The following is a 14,648-nucleotide window of genomic DNA, read 5'->3' as shown; positions in this document are numbered from 1 at the left end:
GCTGGGTGGCCTTGTGGCGCTTTACTACCCTATCCCCACCCCCACCACCCCGTCAAGATATCCAACCCAAAATTTTTTGAAGCCAGAAGGGATCCGGATCCACCGTTAGACTGTTGAAGTGAGCTCAGATTGGGTTAGACGGGTCTATGGGGATTGTGATTGGGGCTGTTGCTCCTGACTTTAGCTTGCCTGCGGTGGGGAAAGGGATCCAAAAGGGAGCCCAGATTTCACTGGCGGCCTACCGGGGCAAGAGCAAGGTGTTGCTGGCCTTTTACCCGGCGGATTTTTCCCCGGTATGCACGAGCGAGATGCGTTGCTTTCGGGAGGATTGGGAAGCTTTCCGGGCCGCGGGCTGCGAGATCTTGGGGATCAGCAGCGATCCCCTCTCCAGGCACCAAGCCTTTGCCGAGCAGCTTAAGCTGGAGTTTCCTTTGCTGAGCGATGTGGACAGAACCGTGAGCCAGCAGTACGGGGTGGACAGCCTGCTGGGGACGCGGCGGGCCTATTTTTTGGTGGATAGCCAAGGGATCCTACGCTACCAGCATGTGGAGTGGCTGCCCTTGTTCAAGCGAGACAACCGGGAGCTGCTGGAGGCCGTGAGGGCGATTAGCTAAACGGGGGATCCTCTGGGGTGGGCCAGAGAACCCGTTGCGGCTGTCCGGTGTCCGGTAGGGAGAGGGGAGTGTGGCCAAGGAGCTCCAGAAGCCAGCTACGCTGGGGCGGGCTCCAGTTGCCCTGGCGGGCCTCGATCTCCAGAATGAGCTGGCCATTTTGCTGTCGCAAGCGGAGGAGGGTGGTGGCCCAGGCTCCTGCTCGATGGGCGAGGGTTTCCCCGTCGTCTTCGTAGAGGGTGAAGCTGCCGTTGCCGGGGTAGAGTTTGAGGTGCGGTTGGTCACGGCGCAGGTGGGCGGTGGACGGGCAGGGGGGAGCTAAAGGCAGAACGGAGCCACCCCGCACAAACAGCGGCAGTTGTTCGAGAGGGGCAGGGACGAGAATGTAGCGGGGGCCGGTGTGGGCCTGACCTGTCCACCAATCAAACCAAGTGCCCTGGGGTAGGTAAACAGCGCGGCACCGCACGCCAGGCCGAACCACAGGGGCAGCTAGGAGGGCGGATCCCAGCATGGCTTGATCTGAGATCTCGTAGGTTTGCGGATCGTCGGGAAACTCGTAGAGAAGGGGGCGCAAGATGGGGGATCCGGTTTGGCTGGACTCCCAAAAGAGGCTGTAGAGGTAGGGCAGCAGCTGGTAACGCAACTGAATGGCCTGCCGGCAGATGGCTTCAATCTCTGGGCCAAAGCTCCAGGGCTCGTGGGGGCGGGTGCCCAGGGCGCTGTGGCCGCGCATGAGGGGGTAAAGAATTCCCATTTGCATCCAACGGGCAAACAGCTCGGGAGTGGCATTGCCACCGAAGCCGCCGATGTCCGCGCCGACAAAGCTAACTCCCGACAGGCCCAGGTTTAGGAGCATGGGCAGGGACATCTCCAGGTGTTCCCAGGAGGATTGGTTGTCGCCTGTCCAGACGGCAGCCCAGCGCTGGATCCCAGCAAAGCCGGAGCGAGTCAGCACGAAGGGGCGCCGGTTGGGGTTGAGCTGTTCCAAGCCTTCACGGGAAGCGCGTGTCATCAGCAGGCCGTACAGGTTGTGAACTTCGGCGTGGGTGGTGGGTTCGTCGGGTGGGCCTTGGGGGGCATCGAGGGGGATATCGACGATCTGGCCGCCGTCTCCAAAGGGGCGGTCGTTGAGGGCCGGCTCGTTCATGTCGTTCCAGATGCCATCCACACCGGCTTGGGTGAGAACCCGTTGCCAGGATCCCCACCACTGCCGCACTCCGGGGCGCAAGAAGTCGGGAAAGAGGACTTTGCCTGGCCAAACGTAGCCATGGAAGAGGTGGCCGTCGGCGCGGCGGATAAAGAAATCCTGGGCCAAGCCCTCGTCGAAGACGGCGTAGTCGGCTTCGGGCTCGAACTTGACGCCGGGATCCACAATGGCTACCACCCGGAAGCCAGCCTCGTGGAGTTGGGCCATGAGCCGGGCCGGTTCGGGGAAGCGGCGGGGATCCCAGGTGAAGACGCGGTAGCCGCGCATGTAGTCGATATCCAAGTAAATGACGTCGCAGGGGATCTGCCGCTGGCGAAATTGCTGCGCAACGGTTTGAACCTGGGCGGCGCTGGCGTAGCTCCAGCGGCACTGTTGGTAGCCCAAGGCCCAGAGGGGAGGAAGGGGAGGCCGCCCAGTGAGTTGGGTGTAGGTCTCGAGCACCAAGGCCGGGGTGGGGCCGTAGATCAGGTAGTAATCCAGCTCGGGGGCGCGCACCTCGATGGCCCACTGCTCGGGATCGATCTGGCCCAGGTCGAACTGGCTCCAGTGGGTGCAGTGCAGGAAGAGCCCGTAGCAGAGGTTGGGGCGAAGAAACAGGGCGAAGGGAATGGCCTGGTAGAGATTGTCGCTGTGGGCGTCGTAGTTCCAGCAGTCGCGAGTCCAGTGGCTGTAGCGCCGACCCCGTTTGTTGAGTAGCCCCGCCCGTTCCCCTAGGCCACAGATGTGCTCGGCAGGGTGGAGGTGTTTGCAGAGGCGGATCCCGTCGGATCCCCAGGTAAGCCCAGAGGAGACATCGGCGCAAAACTCTTGCCCTTGAGAGTCTTGAAAACTGAACCGGAGGGGATCCCGATCGATCTGAACTTGCACCTGGGAGGTGGACAGGTGGATTTGGGCAGGGCTTTCCTGCAGTTGAAAGGAAGTCGGGGGCCACTCTTCATCGGCTGGAGCCACATCCCAGGAACGACGGGGCAAAAACGCTCCGCTGGGGCTAAAGCGCAGCCGAAACAGACGGGGGGTGAGCACCTGCATAGACCAGCGGCCCTGGGCACAGATGAGGTGGATCCCTCTGGAGTGGGGCTGGAGCTGCTGCAGGGATCCGCAGGTTGGCCTTTGGGGTGGGCGGGCGGGGGATTGGCCGTTCGCGCCCGCGGGATCGAGTCCCAAGATCTCGCCAGGTTCCAGCATGCTTTGGAGACAGATTGCTGCTCTCAAGGCTAGCCTATGGCCAGGAGGGGACAGGGGGTTGCCCACTCTGGTCCGCAGTGGGTTTTACCCTCATCGGTACCCCTCTCCAGAAGAGCAGCGGCAATAATCGGTTAGCTCAGATCCCAGAATCCATCGCGAAAACGAGGCGGCAATGGCCATGAGGATCCCGGCGATCAAGCTTCTCTCCTCACTGCTGCTTTTTGGGGGGGTGTCCGTCCCCGCTGTCGTGGCGGCCTACCCGGTCAGCCCGGAGATGGTGATGACCCTGCAACAGGGGGATCATGCCCAAGCCTTGCCCAGGGCCAGAACGGAGCAAGCGTTTCGGGTGGTTACTTTGGCCCAGGGTTTGGAGCACCCTTGGGGGATGGCCTTTTTGCCGGATGGAACTCTCTTGGTTACCGAACGCCCAGGGCGGCTGCGCCGAGTTACCCCCCAGGGATTGGATCCCCAGCCAATAGCCGGTGTGCCCGAGGTGTTTGCCCAGGGGCAGGGGGGCCTGCTGGACATCGCCTTGCACCCCAACCATGCAGAGAACGGCTGGACTTATCTGTCTTATGCAGCGCCTGGGCCCGGTGGGGGAGGCACGCGGGTGGCGCGAGCCCGTCTGGGGGAAGGGGGCCTACAGGATCTGGAAGTGATTTTTGATATGGAGCGCAAAACCCCTGCCCGGCAGCACTTTGGCTCCCGTTTGGTCTTTGACGAAGAAGGATTCCTCTACATCAGCACCGGAGACCGGGGAGAACGGGATCGAGCCCAAGATTTGGGGGATTCTGCCGGTAAAGTGTTGCGCATTACGGATGCGGGCGGGATCCCGGCGGACAACCCATTTGTCGGCCAAGCAGGGGCTTTGCCGGAAACTTTTACCTATGGCCACCGCAACATTCAGGGAATGGCCCGCCACCCTGAAACAGGGGCAATTTGGTCCCATGAACATGGGCCGCAGGGTGGGGACGAGATCAACATCTTGGCCCCCGGCGTCAACTACGGCTGGCCCCTAATCACCCACGGTCGAGAATATACGGGAGAACCCGTCGGCCAAGGACTGGCGGCAGCTCCCGGCTTGGCTTCCCCTCTGCTGCACTGGACGCCCTCTATCGCTTCTTCTGGCATGACTTTCTACACGGGAGAGGCTTTCCCAGAATGGCGGGGCAACCTGTTTGTGGGGGCGCTGGCCGGGCAACACTTGGCCCGTCTGGTACTGGATGGAGAGCGCGTGGTGGCAGAAGAGCGTCTCTTAGAGGGGGCGGTGGGCCGCATTCGCGATGTGCGGCAGGGGCCGGATGGACTCCTTTACCTGTTGACGGACGCCCCGAATGGATCCCTGCTGCGCCTGGAGCCAGCACCCTGAAGGCATCGGCTTAGGAGATGACGGAAACTATCCTGCTCCCGCTGGGCAGCTCTTTGGCGGGACAGGGACTTTCCCCAGAGTAGGGCCTGGGAACTCAAAAGCTGAGGCTCTCCCAGGAGACGTTAATGTCTTCCAAGAGCAGCGACTTGTTGTAAATCTGCAGGATGATCAACAGGAAGACGGCAAATAGGGCCATGAAGACCGCCATCAGGGGCGTGGTGCCCCAGCCGGGAGCCACTTTACCGTATTCCGAGTTGAGGGGACGCAGCAGATCGCCCAGTCTGGTACGAATGGCCATAGGTTCTCGCAGTAAGTTAGGAACAGAACACATTGATGAAGTCGAAGATGACCAACCCGGGCGGTGGATCCTTGGTGCTCGGCACCGCCCAGACAGCCACCCCATTAAAATCACGCTATCAGAATCTGGCCAACCCCTTTTGCCTTGAGCAATGAATTGTAAACTTGTGTAATACTGTAGTCGAACGCTCTCAGGATCTGAGGACTCAGACTTAGATATGGAACCCACCTTTTCCCTAATTGTGGCGATTGCGGCAGTCACCATCTGCATCACCGCGTTTGCCATCTACACGGCCTTTGGCCCCCCTTCCAAGGACTTGCAGGATCCCTACGAGATGCACGAGGATTAAAGCTTGTCGTTGGGATATCTGGGTAAATGTCTGCTCGGCTGATCCCCCATCTCTCTTTTCACAAGTACCAGGGTTTGGGGAACGATTTTATCCTGGTGGACAACCGCCGGCAGTCTCAGCCCTGCTTGAGCCCGGAAGAGGCCGTCGCCCTTTGCGATCGCCGCTTTGGGGTAGGAGCCGATGGAGTTATTTTCCTGCTGCCAGGGCAGGAGGGGGCGGACTTTAGCATGCGCCTCTTCAACAGCGATGGTTCCGAGGCGGAGATGTGCGGCAATGGGATCCGCTGTTTGGCCCGCTTTCTGCAGGACTTGGGGATCCCAGGTCGGGATGGCGCCTACCAGATCCACACCTTGGCGGGGCGAATCGTGCCGCAGGTGCGGGCAGATGGGCTGGTCACAGTGGACATGGGGATCCCTCGCCTTTTGGCCAAGCAGATCCCCACCACCTTGGTCGAACCGGATGAGAAGGTCATTCGGCAGCCGCTTGCAGTGGCCGGGCGAGAGTGGCGGGTGACGGCGGTGAGCATGGGCAACCCCCATTGTGTGGTCTTCCTGGAAGAAGAGGGATCCCTGGAGGAGCTGGACTTGGCAGCTGTGGGCCCCCTGTTTGAGCATCATCCGGCCTTTCCTGAGCGCACCAACACCGAATTTGTGCAGGTGCTCAGCCCGACTCGTCTGCGCCTACGGGTTTGGGAACGGGGAGCAGGGGCAACGCTGGCCTGTGGGACGGGTGCCTGTGCCACTTTGGTGGCTGCTGTCTTGGAAGAGCGGGCAGAACCGCAAGCTACGGTGGAACTGCCGGGAGGAAATCTGGAAATTCGCTGGGATCCGAGCACACAGCACGTGTGGATGACCGGCCCTGCCCTACACGTCTTCAGCGGCACCACTGCCGGTTGAGAACTAGGCTCCCAGACCCAACAGGAGGATGGCCAGGAGGCCGAGGATCCCATAGGCAACGCTCCAGCCCTGCCGCCAGATCAGCGCCACTGCCAGGCCCAATAAGACCAAGCCCAAGCCCAGGCCAAGGCGGAGAAATAGAGGGTGTACAAACTGGCTGAGGGAGCGTTTGAGCCAGGGGAAGATCACCCCCAAGGCGAAGGCCAGTCCTACGGGGATCCAATCGATCCAACCTGTCTGCTCCCAGCCCCCCAACAGGTAAAGGCCGCCCAGACAGATGCCCAAGCAGAAAAACAGCACCCGCATACCGGGATAGTCTTGTCGGTAGCTGGAAGCCAGATTCCGGGGCTCTTTGGGGTGGGCCAAGACCAATGGCTCTACGGCAAAACTTTCGCTCCACTCCGGCGCTTCTTCGGTTTGTCCGCGGCACCAAAGGTAAACGTTGACCTTGCGCAACCCCTGCAGCAGAGAGGCCTCCACTGCATTGCGCACCACCTCCATCACCTGCAGGGTATCCACCACATCGCCTGGCAGCCGTTCCAGCAGCACGTTGAGAACAGGCCCCTTCAGCTCGGCTCGGCCAAACAGCCGCAAGTCGGCAAGCTTGTAATCGAGGATTTGGTTCAAAGTTTTGAGCTGGCGGCGCATGGGATCCCGCGAACAGAGAGCCGTCGTTCGACCGGTTGACTCAAAGCTTCAACATGACCGGTATGACCAGTCTAACGGTTGGGCCAGAGCGGCAGAAAAGAGACGTTCCCGGTGTGAAAAGGAGGTGGGACTATCCGATGAGGGTGCGAATGCACCGGCGAATGCTGAGGTTGGATCGCTCCAAGTCGGCAAATCCGCTCAGAAGAGTTCCCTGGCCGTCCAAAAGCAGCAAAGCGGCCTGTTGGCGAAAATTGATCCCAGGCAAGGTTGCAGCGGCTATTTCTTGCAGCTTCTGGATGGTTTCTCCCTCAAAATCGACAGAGACGTACACAAATGGAGAAACCAAACGAGGATCCGTCGGCACGCTCTCTCGGATGACCTGCAAAACCAAATTTCGCACCAACAGCAGCCCCCTACCATCTACCAGCACAATCTGTCGCAGTCGGGGGTTTCGCCCGAACTCCAGGGCCAAACTTTTGGAGAGGGCTTCCGATTGCGAGCGGGTTTGGCTGTTGGTCAGGATCAGCGCTTGAATGCCGTCGTACCGACTTAAGTCAAGCTGCCCTCCGAAAACGCTCTCCACTTTGAAAGCCAGAGATTCATCACGGTTACCATTGCTGGGGCAGTTGCCGGCTTGAACGGGATCGAACGCGCCCGCCAAAAGCAGGACAAGGGTGACAAACCCCGAAGCGACAAGTCTCTTTGGCAAGCAAAGCCAGCAGCGGTTAGCCGGGGCACAGCAGCAGGACAGCACTCGGTTCATGGCGGGGAGTTCTGGAGCGGGCCGGCCAAATCTTAACCGATCTTCATCTTTGGCGTTCCAAAATGACCTCTCGGCTTCTCATCCCCATTGGGTTGGTGCCCATAATGGAAGGCAGTTTCTGGTTTGCTGGCCATGACTCACGCCTCTTTGCTGGATGCCCTCAACCCTTCTCAACGGCAAGCGGTGCAACACTTTTGTGGCCCGCTGCTGGTGGTGGCGGGGGCAGGTTCCGGCAAGACGCGCGCCCTCACCCACCGCATTGCCTACCTGGTTCGCCACTATCGGGTGGATCCAGGAGAAATTTTGGCCGTGACCTTCACCAATAAGGCTGCCCGTGAGATGAAAGAGCGCATTGAGCAGCTCTTTGCCGAGCAAGAAGCTCAAGAACAATTTGGGATCCCGCTGGAGCAATTGGAGCCAGCCCAAGTCACCCGGCTGAAATCCAGCGTTTACCATCGGCTGATTAAACCCCTTTGGATCGGCACTTTCCACAGCTTATTTGCCCAGATCCTGCGCCTGGAGATCGAAAAATATCAGGATCCCAAGGGGCGCAAGTGGACTCGCCACTTCTCGATCTTCGATGAATCAGATGCTCAATCTCTGGTGAAGGAGATTGTAACCAAGCAACTGAACTTGGATGAGCGCAAGTTTGACCCAAGGTCGGTACGCTACGCCATTAGCAATGCCAAAAACCAAGGTTGGACTCCTGCCGACCTGGAGCGCAATCAGCCCAACTTCCGTGGCCGTACCATTGCCCAAGTTTACGAAATCTATGAAGACCAACTGGCAGCCAACAATGCTCTGGACTTTGATAACTTGATTTGGATACCAGTGCAGCTTTTTCGACAAAACGAGCAGGTGTTGGCTTACTGGCACCAACGATTTCGACACATTTTGGTGGATGAATACCAAGACACCAACCGCACTCAGTATGAGTTGATTCGTCTGTTGGCCACCAACGGCGAGACCTGCAGATCTCGGTTGGATTGGAGAAACCGATCGATCTTTGTGGTGGGAGATGCCGATCAAAGCATCTATCGGTTTCGCGGGGCAGATTTTACCATTTTGCTGGAGTTTCAAGAGACCTTTGGAGATGGTCTCCCGGATGATGATACCCGCACCATGATCAAGCTGGAGGAGAACTATCGCTCTACAGCTACCATTCTGCAGGCAGCTAACGCTCTCATCGAGAAAAATACAGAGCGCATTGATAAAGTTCTCAGGCCAACCCGTCAGCAAGGAAATCCGATTTTTCTTCATCAGGCGGATGACGAGATTGCAGAGGCGGAGTTTGTTGTCAATACCATCCGGCGGTTACACGGCCAAAATGCCAATGCTTTTTCCTGGGGAGATTTTGCCATTCTCTACCGCACCAACGCTCAATCCCGTCCTTTTGAAGAGGTCTTGCTGCGGTGGGGGATCCCTTACACCGTGGTGGGCGGACTGCGATTTTACGACCGCAAAGAAATTAAGGATGTCCTAGCCTATTTGCGGGTTGTGGCCAACCCTGCCGACTCCTTTAGCCTGCTGCGAATTATTAACGTGCCGCGCCGTGGCATCGGCAAATCTACTCTGGACAAGCTGACCGAAGCGGCGGCGGCTCTCAACGTGCCTTTGTGGGAAATTCTCAGCGATGAAACCTCTGTAAGTAGCTTGGCGGGCCGTTCGGCTAAGCCTGTCATTCAGTTTGCTCAGTTGATTCAGCATTGGCATCGACAGGCTTCTCAGACTTCAGCCGCCACCCTTATCGAAGGGTTGCTAAGGGATTCCGGCTATTTGGAGGATCTCAAGGCACAGGGTACAGACGAAGCCGAAGAAAGAGCGGCCAACGTGATGGAACTTTACAATGCCGCCCGCCAATTCGAGGAAGAACAGGAGGATCCCAGCCTTGAGGCTTTTTTGAGCAATGTGTCTTTGGCTTCCGACTTGGACAACCTTCAGGAAGGCGCTGAGAAAGTTTCGCTAATGACGTTGCACTCTTCCAAAGGTTTGGAGTTTCCTGTTGTGTTCTTGGTGGGGGTGGAACAGGGTCTATTTCCCAATTTCCGGGCTTTGGAGGATCCCGCTGCTTTGGAAGAAGAGCGACGCCTTTGCTACGTGGGCATTACCCGTGCCCGTGAGCAGTTGTATATCAGCCACGCCAGGGAAAGGATGCTCTACGGCAACCGAGAACCGGCCATTCCTTCCGTATTTTTAAGTGAGCTACCTCAAGAGTTGATCGAGTCCGACAGGCGCGGAGCCCCTTCTCGACAGCTTTCCCACGGCAGTGGGCTGCCCCTTGCAACGGCACACAAGGCCAAGCCCAATCCCGGCCAAGGCCGTTCAGAACAGTGGGCGATTGGCGATCGCTTGCAACATCCCCAATTTGGACAAGGCCAGATTACCCATGTGTTCGGCAGCGGTGAACGGGTCACGATTGCGGTGAGGTTTCCCGGTATTGGGCAACAGAAAATCCTGGATCCCCGTATTGCTCCCATTCAAAAGCTCAGCTAAGCGGCTGAACTCGGAAGGAACCCAGTGATGAAGAGAGATAAGGGGAAGTGGTGTAGAAGTCTGTAGCTCATTCGAGATTGCCTTTGCAGGAACCTCTTGTGCTGGTGAAAGGCTCTCTGGAGAATGGGTTGGCAGGGATCCCTTTTATCGTGTAGAACTGTGAAGGTCTGCCAGAGTAAAGCCCCTGAAAGGTTCACGAGTTCACCGTCTGGGTTTGAACCATTTCGCTAGGTGGGCAGTCCAAACCGACAAGTCGTTCTCTTGTGCCTGTGAGCCGGGTTTACTCTCCCCAATGGCAGCTTCCTCACGCCTGCACACTCAGCCTAGTGCTGTTTTTGGGTGTTCCTAGCTCTGTCGTCTATGCCCAGATGTTTTGGGCCCAGCGTCCAGCAGGGATGGGAGCACCGCGTCCTGTCTCGGTAGATGTGACCAGAGCCCAGGTGGGATCCCTGGGGGCCGACTTGCGTTACACCGGCACTACCCAGCCCCTGCGGCAAGCCACGCTGCGAACCCGTACCGAAGGATTGCTCTTGGAGTTATCGGTGGAGGTCGGGGATCCCGTCCAAGAGGGGCAACTGCTGGGCCAACTGGATCCCACGCTGCTGCAGGCTGCTCTTCTCCAGGCCCAGGCCCAACTGGCAGCGCAAGAATCTCAGGTGGCACAGGCACAAGCGCAGCTCAGCAATGCCCGCACCCAAGTGGAGCAGGCCCGTCTGAATCTTCTACAACAGGAAGCCGATGCCGAGCGCCTAGGACGGTTGGCACAGGAGGGAGCTGTTTCTGCCCAGCAGGCGGAGCAAGCTCGTACTGCGGCCCGCACCGCCGCCCAGGCTTTGCGCTCTGCGGAAGACCAGGTTCGCGTCCAAGAACAAGCCGTGATCGCCGCCCAACGCCAGGTGGAAGCGCAGAGATCTTTGGTGGCTCAGGCCCAAGAGCGCCTTTCCTACACACAGTTGCGAGCACCCCTAAGTGGGGTGGTGCTCTCCCGGCAGGCGGATCCGGGCAGCTTTTTGAACTCAGGGGCAGATGTACTGACGGTGGCCGATTTCAGCCAGGTGAGGGTGGAGTTTCCCCTCTCCGAGTTGGAGTTGTCGCGCGTACAGGTGGGCCAAGCCGTTCGGGTGGAATTGGACGCTTTTCCCGGCCAGAGCTTCGCCGGACAAATTGTCCGCATTTCCCCGGCTGCGGATCCCCAGGCCCGTCTGATCCCGGTTGAAGTGGTGATCGCCAATCCCAACGGACGCATTGGCAGTGGGCTGCTGGCGCGGGTGGCATTGACGGGGCCGGCGGCTCAACGGGTGATCGTTCCCGCAACAGCGATTCAGCAGAATGGGCCGGGTTCTGCTACGGTCTTTGTGGTGGAGCGGCAGGGAGAAGTAACGCGGGTGTTGGCCCGCCCGGTGCAATTGGGAGAACAGCGGGATGGACGGGTGGAAATTGTGTCGGGATTGGAGGCTGGCGAACCGTTTGTGGTGCGCAGCTCTGCTCCTCTCCAAGATGGGCAGGAAGTGCAGTTGAGTGTCATCTCCGAACGATTTTGATCTGAATACTCTGGATAGCAAGTTTCTGAATAGCAAGTTTGAATAGCAAGGAAGCCAAACCCATGACCCCAGCCAACAGTGGACTCAGCCTCAGCGGCCTGGCCATCCGCCGCCACATCGGCACCCTGATGCTGGCCTTGGCAGTGATCGTCATGGGCCTCTATTTCCTCACCCGCCTGCCGGTGGACTTGCTGCCCTCGATTGTCTATCCCCGTATTGGCGTGCGGGTGGAGCTGGCGGGAGTAACCCCAGAGGTGGCCGTTGAGGAGATCACCCGCCCTTTGGAAGACTCTCTTTCCACAGTGGAAGGGGTGGAACAGCTCTATTCCACCACCCGCGAAGGGCAGGTTCGGGTGGATCTCTTCTTTGCGCCAGGGGGGAACATCGACCAAGCCCTGAACGACACCACGGCAGCGGTGAACCGGGCCAGAGGGCGGCTGCCGGATGGGGTTTCGGCTCCCACGGTGTTCAAGTTTGACCCCTCCCAGTTGCCTGTTTACGAGTTTGCCCTGAGCGCGCCTGGGCTGACGGGCGTGGAGCTGCGCCGCTTTGCTGAAGCAGAGTTGGCCCGCGAGCTGGGAGTGGTGCCGGGGGTGGCTACGGTGGATGTGGCCGGGGGCACCCTTGAAGAGGTGCAGGTGGATCTGGACTTGGAGCGGCTGCAGGCCCTGGGGCTGGGCCTAGCGGATGTGCTCGGCCAACTGCAAGCCCGCAACCAGGATCTTGCCGGTGGTCGGATCCGCGGCGAGCTGTTGGAGCCTTTGACGCGCACAATGGGCCGGTTCCGCAGCCTAGAAGACATTCAAGCGTTGCGCTTCAACACCCCCAGCGGAGGAACGGTGCACCTGCGCGATTTTGCCACGGTGGCTGTTCGCCCTGCCGCCGAAGGGGTGCGGGTAACCTTGAATGGAGAGCCGGCGGTGCGCCTGAGCATTCAAAAGCAGCCCGATGCCAATACCATCCGCGTGGTGGACGGGATCCGTCGCCGCCTGGAGCAACTGCGGGCCGCTGGCCTCATCCCGCCGGAGGTGACCCTGATCCCCACCGGCGACGAGTCCCGCTTCATCCGCAGCTCGATTCAAAGTGTGGCTCTTGCCGGCGTGAGTGGGGGGGTGCTGGCCGGGCTGGCGGTGCTGCTGTTTTTGGGATCCCTGCGCCAGACCCTGATCGTGGTGGCGGCCATTCCTCTGGCCACCCTGATGGCGGTGTTGCTGATGGGCCTGTTCGGCCTTTCCATCAACATCATCAGCCTGGGGGGCCTGGCCCTGGGGGTGGGGATCGTGGTGGACAACGCCATCGTGATGTTGGAAGCCATCGCTAAAGGAACAGAAGGGATCCCGCGGCAGGATGCCCGTTGGTTTGGGCAGCGGGTGCTCGAGCAGGCGGAGCGCAGCAGCCGCCAGTTGGAATCGGCCCTGGTGGCCTCAACGGCCACCAACTTGGTGTCGGTGTTGCCCTTTTTGCTGGTGGGAGGGTTTGTTTCGCTGATTTTCAACGAGCTGATTTTGACCATCAGCTTTGCTGTGGCCGGATCCCTGGTGGTGGGCCTGACGGTGGTGCCCATGCTCACCTCACGCCTGTTGACGATTCGCCGCAGCAGTGGATTGGGGCAGTGGGGCCCGATCCGCAGCTTTGCGCGGGCGATGCTGGGCGGCACCTACGCCTACCAACGGTTGCTGAGCCGTCTGTTAGAACGACCTGCCTTGCCGATCTTGCTGGCATTTCTTCTCCTGGGCGGAGGGAGCTACTGGATGGCCGGGCAACTGAACCAGGAGCTGCTGCCCCGCATCAGCACCGGGCAGGTGAACCTGTCTGCCAACTTTGCCCCCGGCACCACCCTAGATACCAACCACCGCATTATGCAGGAGGTGGATCGCCTTCTGCTGCAACAGCCTGAGGTGGAGTATGTGTTCACCACCGCAGGCGGATCTGCCTTCGGGGGCAGCACCTTTGAAAACCCCCTGCGGGGCACCAGCACCATCACCCTTAAGCCCGGCACAGCAGTGCGGCCCTTTGTGGATCGGATGAATGAGCTGGTCAGCCAACTCAACCTGGTGGGATCCCGCATCCGCCTGTCTCCGGGCAGTGTACGCGGCCTTTCCGCCCGTAACTCTGCCATCAATGCCGAAGTGGATGTGGTGCTTCAAGGGGAAGGCACCCAGGCGCTTCAAGAGGCCAGCCGCACAGTGTTGCGGGCCTTGGACGAACAGGCCACCCTCTCCACCTTCCGCCCCGAGGCGGATGACAGCCAACCGGAACTCCAGATTTGGCCCGATTGGGAGCGGGCCGCCCCCTTGCGCCTCAGCCTTCAGGACATAGGCCGGGTGGTACAGACGGCAGTGCAGGGATCCGTGCCCGCCCAACTGCAGCAGGGAGACCGCCTCCTGGATGTGCGGGTTCGCCCGGCCACGTCCATCACCCAGCCTTCGCAACTGGAGCGCCTGCCCTTGGTTGTGCAGAATGGGCAGCCCCTGCGCTTGGGGGATGTGGCCAGGTTGCAGATGGGGGAGGCCCCTGGGGAAATTCGCCGTCTCAACCAACGGCAGGTGGTCATTTTGAACGGCAGTCTTAGGGCCGGGGCCAGCCAAAGTGCCGCCATCGCCGAGCTGGATGGGATCTTATCCGGCTTGGAGTTGCCCCCCGGCGTGACCCGCCTGCCCAGCGTGGCTTTGGAAAACAACCGGGAGCTGCGCAATAACCTGCTGCTGCTGGGATCCCTGGCAGCTTTTTTGGTGTTTGTGGTGATGGCGGTGCAGTATAACTCCCTCCTCGACCCGCTGGTGATCATGCTGACGGTGCCCTTGGCTCTCTCCGGCGGGATCCTGGGCTTGTTCCTCACCCGCACGGCTGTGGGCGCTACGGTGCTGGTGGGGGCGGTGCTGCTGGTGGGCATTGTGGTCAACAACGCCATTTTGATGGTGGAGTTGGCCAACCAAATCCGGGAGGAACAGGGCTTGGATTACCGCAGTGCCATGCTAGAGGCTGCCCCGCAGCGGCTGCGCCCGATCCTGATGACCGCCGTGACGACGGTGCTGGGCCTGTTTCCCTTGGCCCTGGGCTGGGGAGAGGGATCCGAACTGCTACAGCCGCTGGGGGTTGTGGTCTTTTCCGGCCTTTCCCTGGCGACGCTGCTGACGTTGTTGGTGATCCCTTGCTTTTATGTGCTGCTGCATGGCGGGGAAAGCAAAACCTCAACTCCCTCTTTTCCCCAGCTAGCGGTTGCCCCACCCCCAGCCTTGTCCGAGACTTCCGGTCAGTAGCTGTGGTTGGCGTTGCTGATGGATTGGC

The 14,648-nt window shown here is 59.9% G+C and carries 11 protein-coding genes; 7 read left to right on the top strand and 4 right to left on the bottom strand.

Annotation, left to right across the window (positions count from 1 at the left end; genetic code table 11):
* Window positions 1–146: 146 nt before the first annotated feature.
* Window positions 147–614, top strand: coding sequence for a peroxiredoxin family protein (locus tag NW842_RS04695; RefSeq protein WP_011432999.1), 468 nt, complete (start codon window positions 147–149; stop codon window positions 612–614).
* Here NW842_RS04695 and NW842_RS04690 read toward each other — a convergent pair.
* Entirely contained in the window at window positions 607–3,003 is a 2,397-nt protein-coding gene (locus NW842_RS04690; RefSeq protein WP_414417567.1) for a glycoside hydrolase family 31 protein, read from the bottom strand. The genes NW842_RS04695 and NW842_RS04690 overlap by 8 nt on opposite strands.
* 172 nt (window positions 3,004–3,175) lie before the next feature.
* On the opposite strand from NW842_RS04690, the gene NW842_RS04685 reads away from it, so the two are divergent.
* The gene (locus NW842_RS04685) at window positions 3,176–4,372 is read left to right on the top strand and encodes a PQQ-dependent sugar dehydrogenase (protein WP_414417566.1); all 1,197 of its coding nucleotides are present in this window, start codon (window positions 3,176–3,178) and stop codon (window positions 4,370–4,372) included.
* Window positions 4,373–4,466: 94 nt separating this feature from the next.
* On the opposite strand, the gene psbH is transcribed toward NW842_RS04685, so the two are convergent.
* Window positions 4,467–4,670 carry a photosystem II reaction center phosphoprotein PsbH gene (gene psbH, locus NW842_RS04680; RefSeq protein WP_011432996.1) on the bottom strand — a complete coding sequence of 68 codons (204 nt, stop codon included), beginning with the start codon at window positions 4,668–4,670 and terminating at the stop codon, window positions 4,467–4,469.
* Window positions 4,671–4,887: 217 nt separating this feature from the next.
* Here psbH and psbN point away from each other — a divergent pair, with 217 nt between their 5' ends.
* Window positions 4,888–5,019 carry a photosystem II reaction center protein PsbN gene (gene psbN, locus NW842_RS04675; RefSeq protein WP_011432995.1) on the top strand — a complete coding sequence of 44 codons (132 nt, stop codon included), beginning with the start codon at window positions 4,888–4,890 and terminating at the stop codon, window positions 5,017–5,019.
* A gap of 26 nt (window positions 5,020–5,045) precedes the next feature.
* Window positions 5,046–5,915: a diaminopimelate epimerase gene (gene dapF / locus NW842_RS04670; RefSeq protein ID WP_414356040.1), complete on the top strand. Its 870-nt coding sequence runs from the start codon at window positions 5,046–5,048 to the stop codon at window positions 5,913–5,915.
* A 3-nt stretch (window positions 5,916–5,918) separates the two neighbouring features.
* Here dapF and NW842_RS04665 read toward each other — a convergent pair whose 3' ends face one another.
* Window positions 5,919–6,563, bottom strand: coding sequence for a hypothetical protein (locus NW842_RS04665; protein ID WP_414417565.1), 645 nt, complete (start codon window positions 6,561–6,563; stop codon window positions 5,919–5,921).
* 130 nt (window positions 6,564–6,693) lie between these two features.
* Window positions 6,694–7,146, bottom strand: coding sequence for a hypothetical protein (locus NW842_RS04660; protein WP_414417564.1), 453 nt, complete (start codon window positions 7,144–7,146; stop codon window positions 6,694–6,696).
* A gap of 312 nt (window positions 7,147–7,458) precedes the next feature.
* On the opposite strand from NW842_RS04660, the gene pcrA reads away from it, so the two are divergent.
* The 3 genes from pcrA (at window position 7,459) to NW842_RS04645 (ending at window position 14,620) form a co-directional block, all read left to right on the top strand.
* Complete coding sequence (gene pcrA / locus NW842_RS04655) at window positions 7,459–9,819, top strand: DNA helicase PcrA (RefSeq protein ID WP_414375248.1); 2,361 nt, start codon at window positions 7,459–7,461, stop codon at window positions 9,817–9,819.
* Between the two features lie 269 nt (window positions 9,820–10,088).
* Window positions 10,089–11,360 (top strand): efflux RND transporter periplasmic adaptor subunit, encoded by a 1,272-nt coding sequence (locus NW842_RS04650; RefSeq protein ID WP_414375249.1) that lies wholly within the window; start codon window positions 10,089–10,091, stop codon window positions 11,358–11,360.
* Window positions 11,361–11,422: 62 nt separating this feature from the next.
* Window positions 11,423–14,620: an efflux RND transporter permease subunit gene (locus NW842_RS04645; protein ID WP_414375250.1), complete on the top strand. Its 3,198-nt coding sequence runs from the start codon at window positions 11,423–11,425 to the stop codon at window positions 14,618–14,620.
* Window positions 14,621–14,648: the final 28 nt, after the last annotated feature.

It is taken from the genome of Synechococcus sp. R55.4 (assembly GCF_047461935.1).
GTDB lineage: Bacteria > Cyanobacteriota > Cyanobacteriia > Thermostichales > Thermostichaceae > Thermostichus.
The sequence above is the reverse complement of the archived record's forward strand: the minus strand, read 5'-3'. Positions and strand labels throughout refer to the sequence as shown.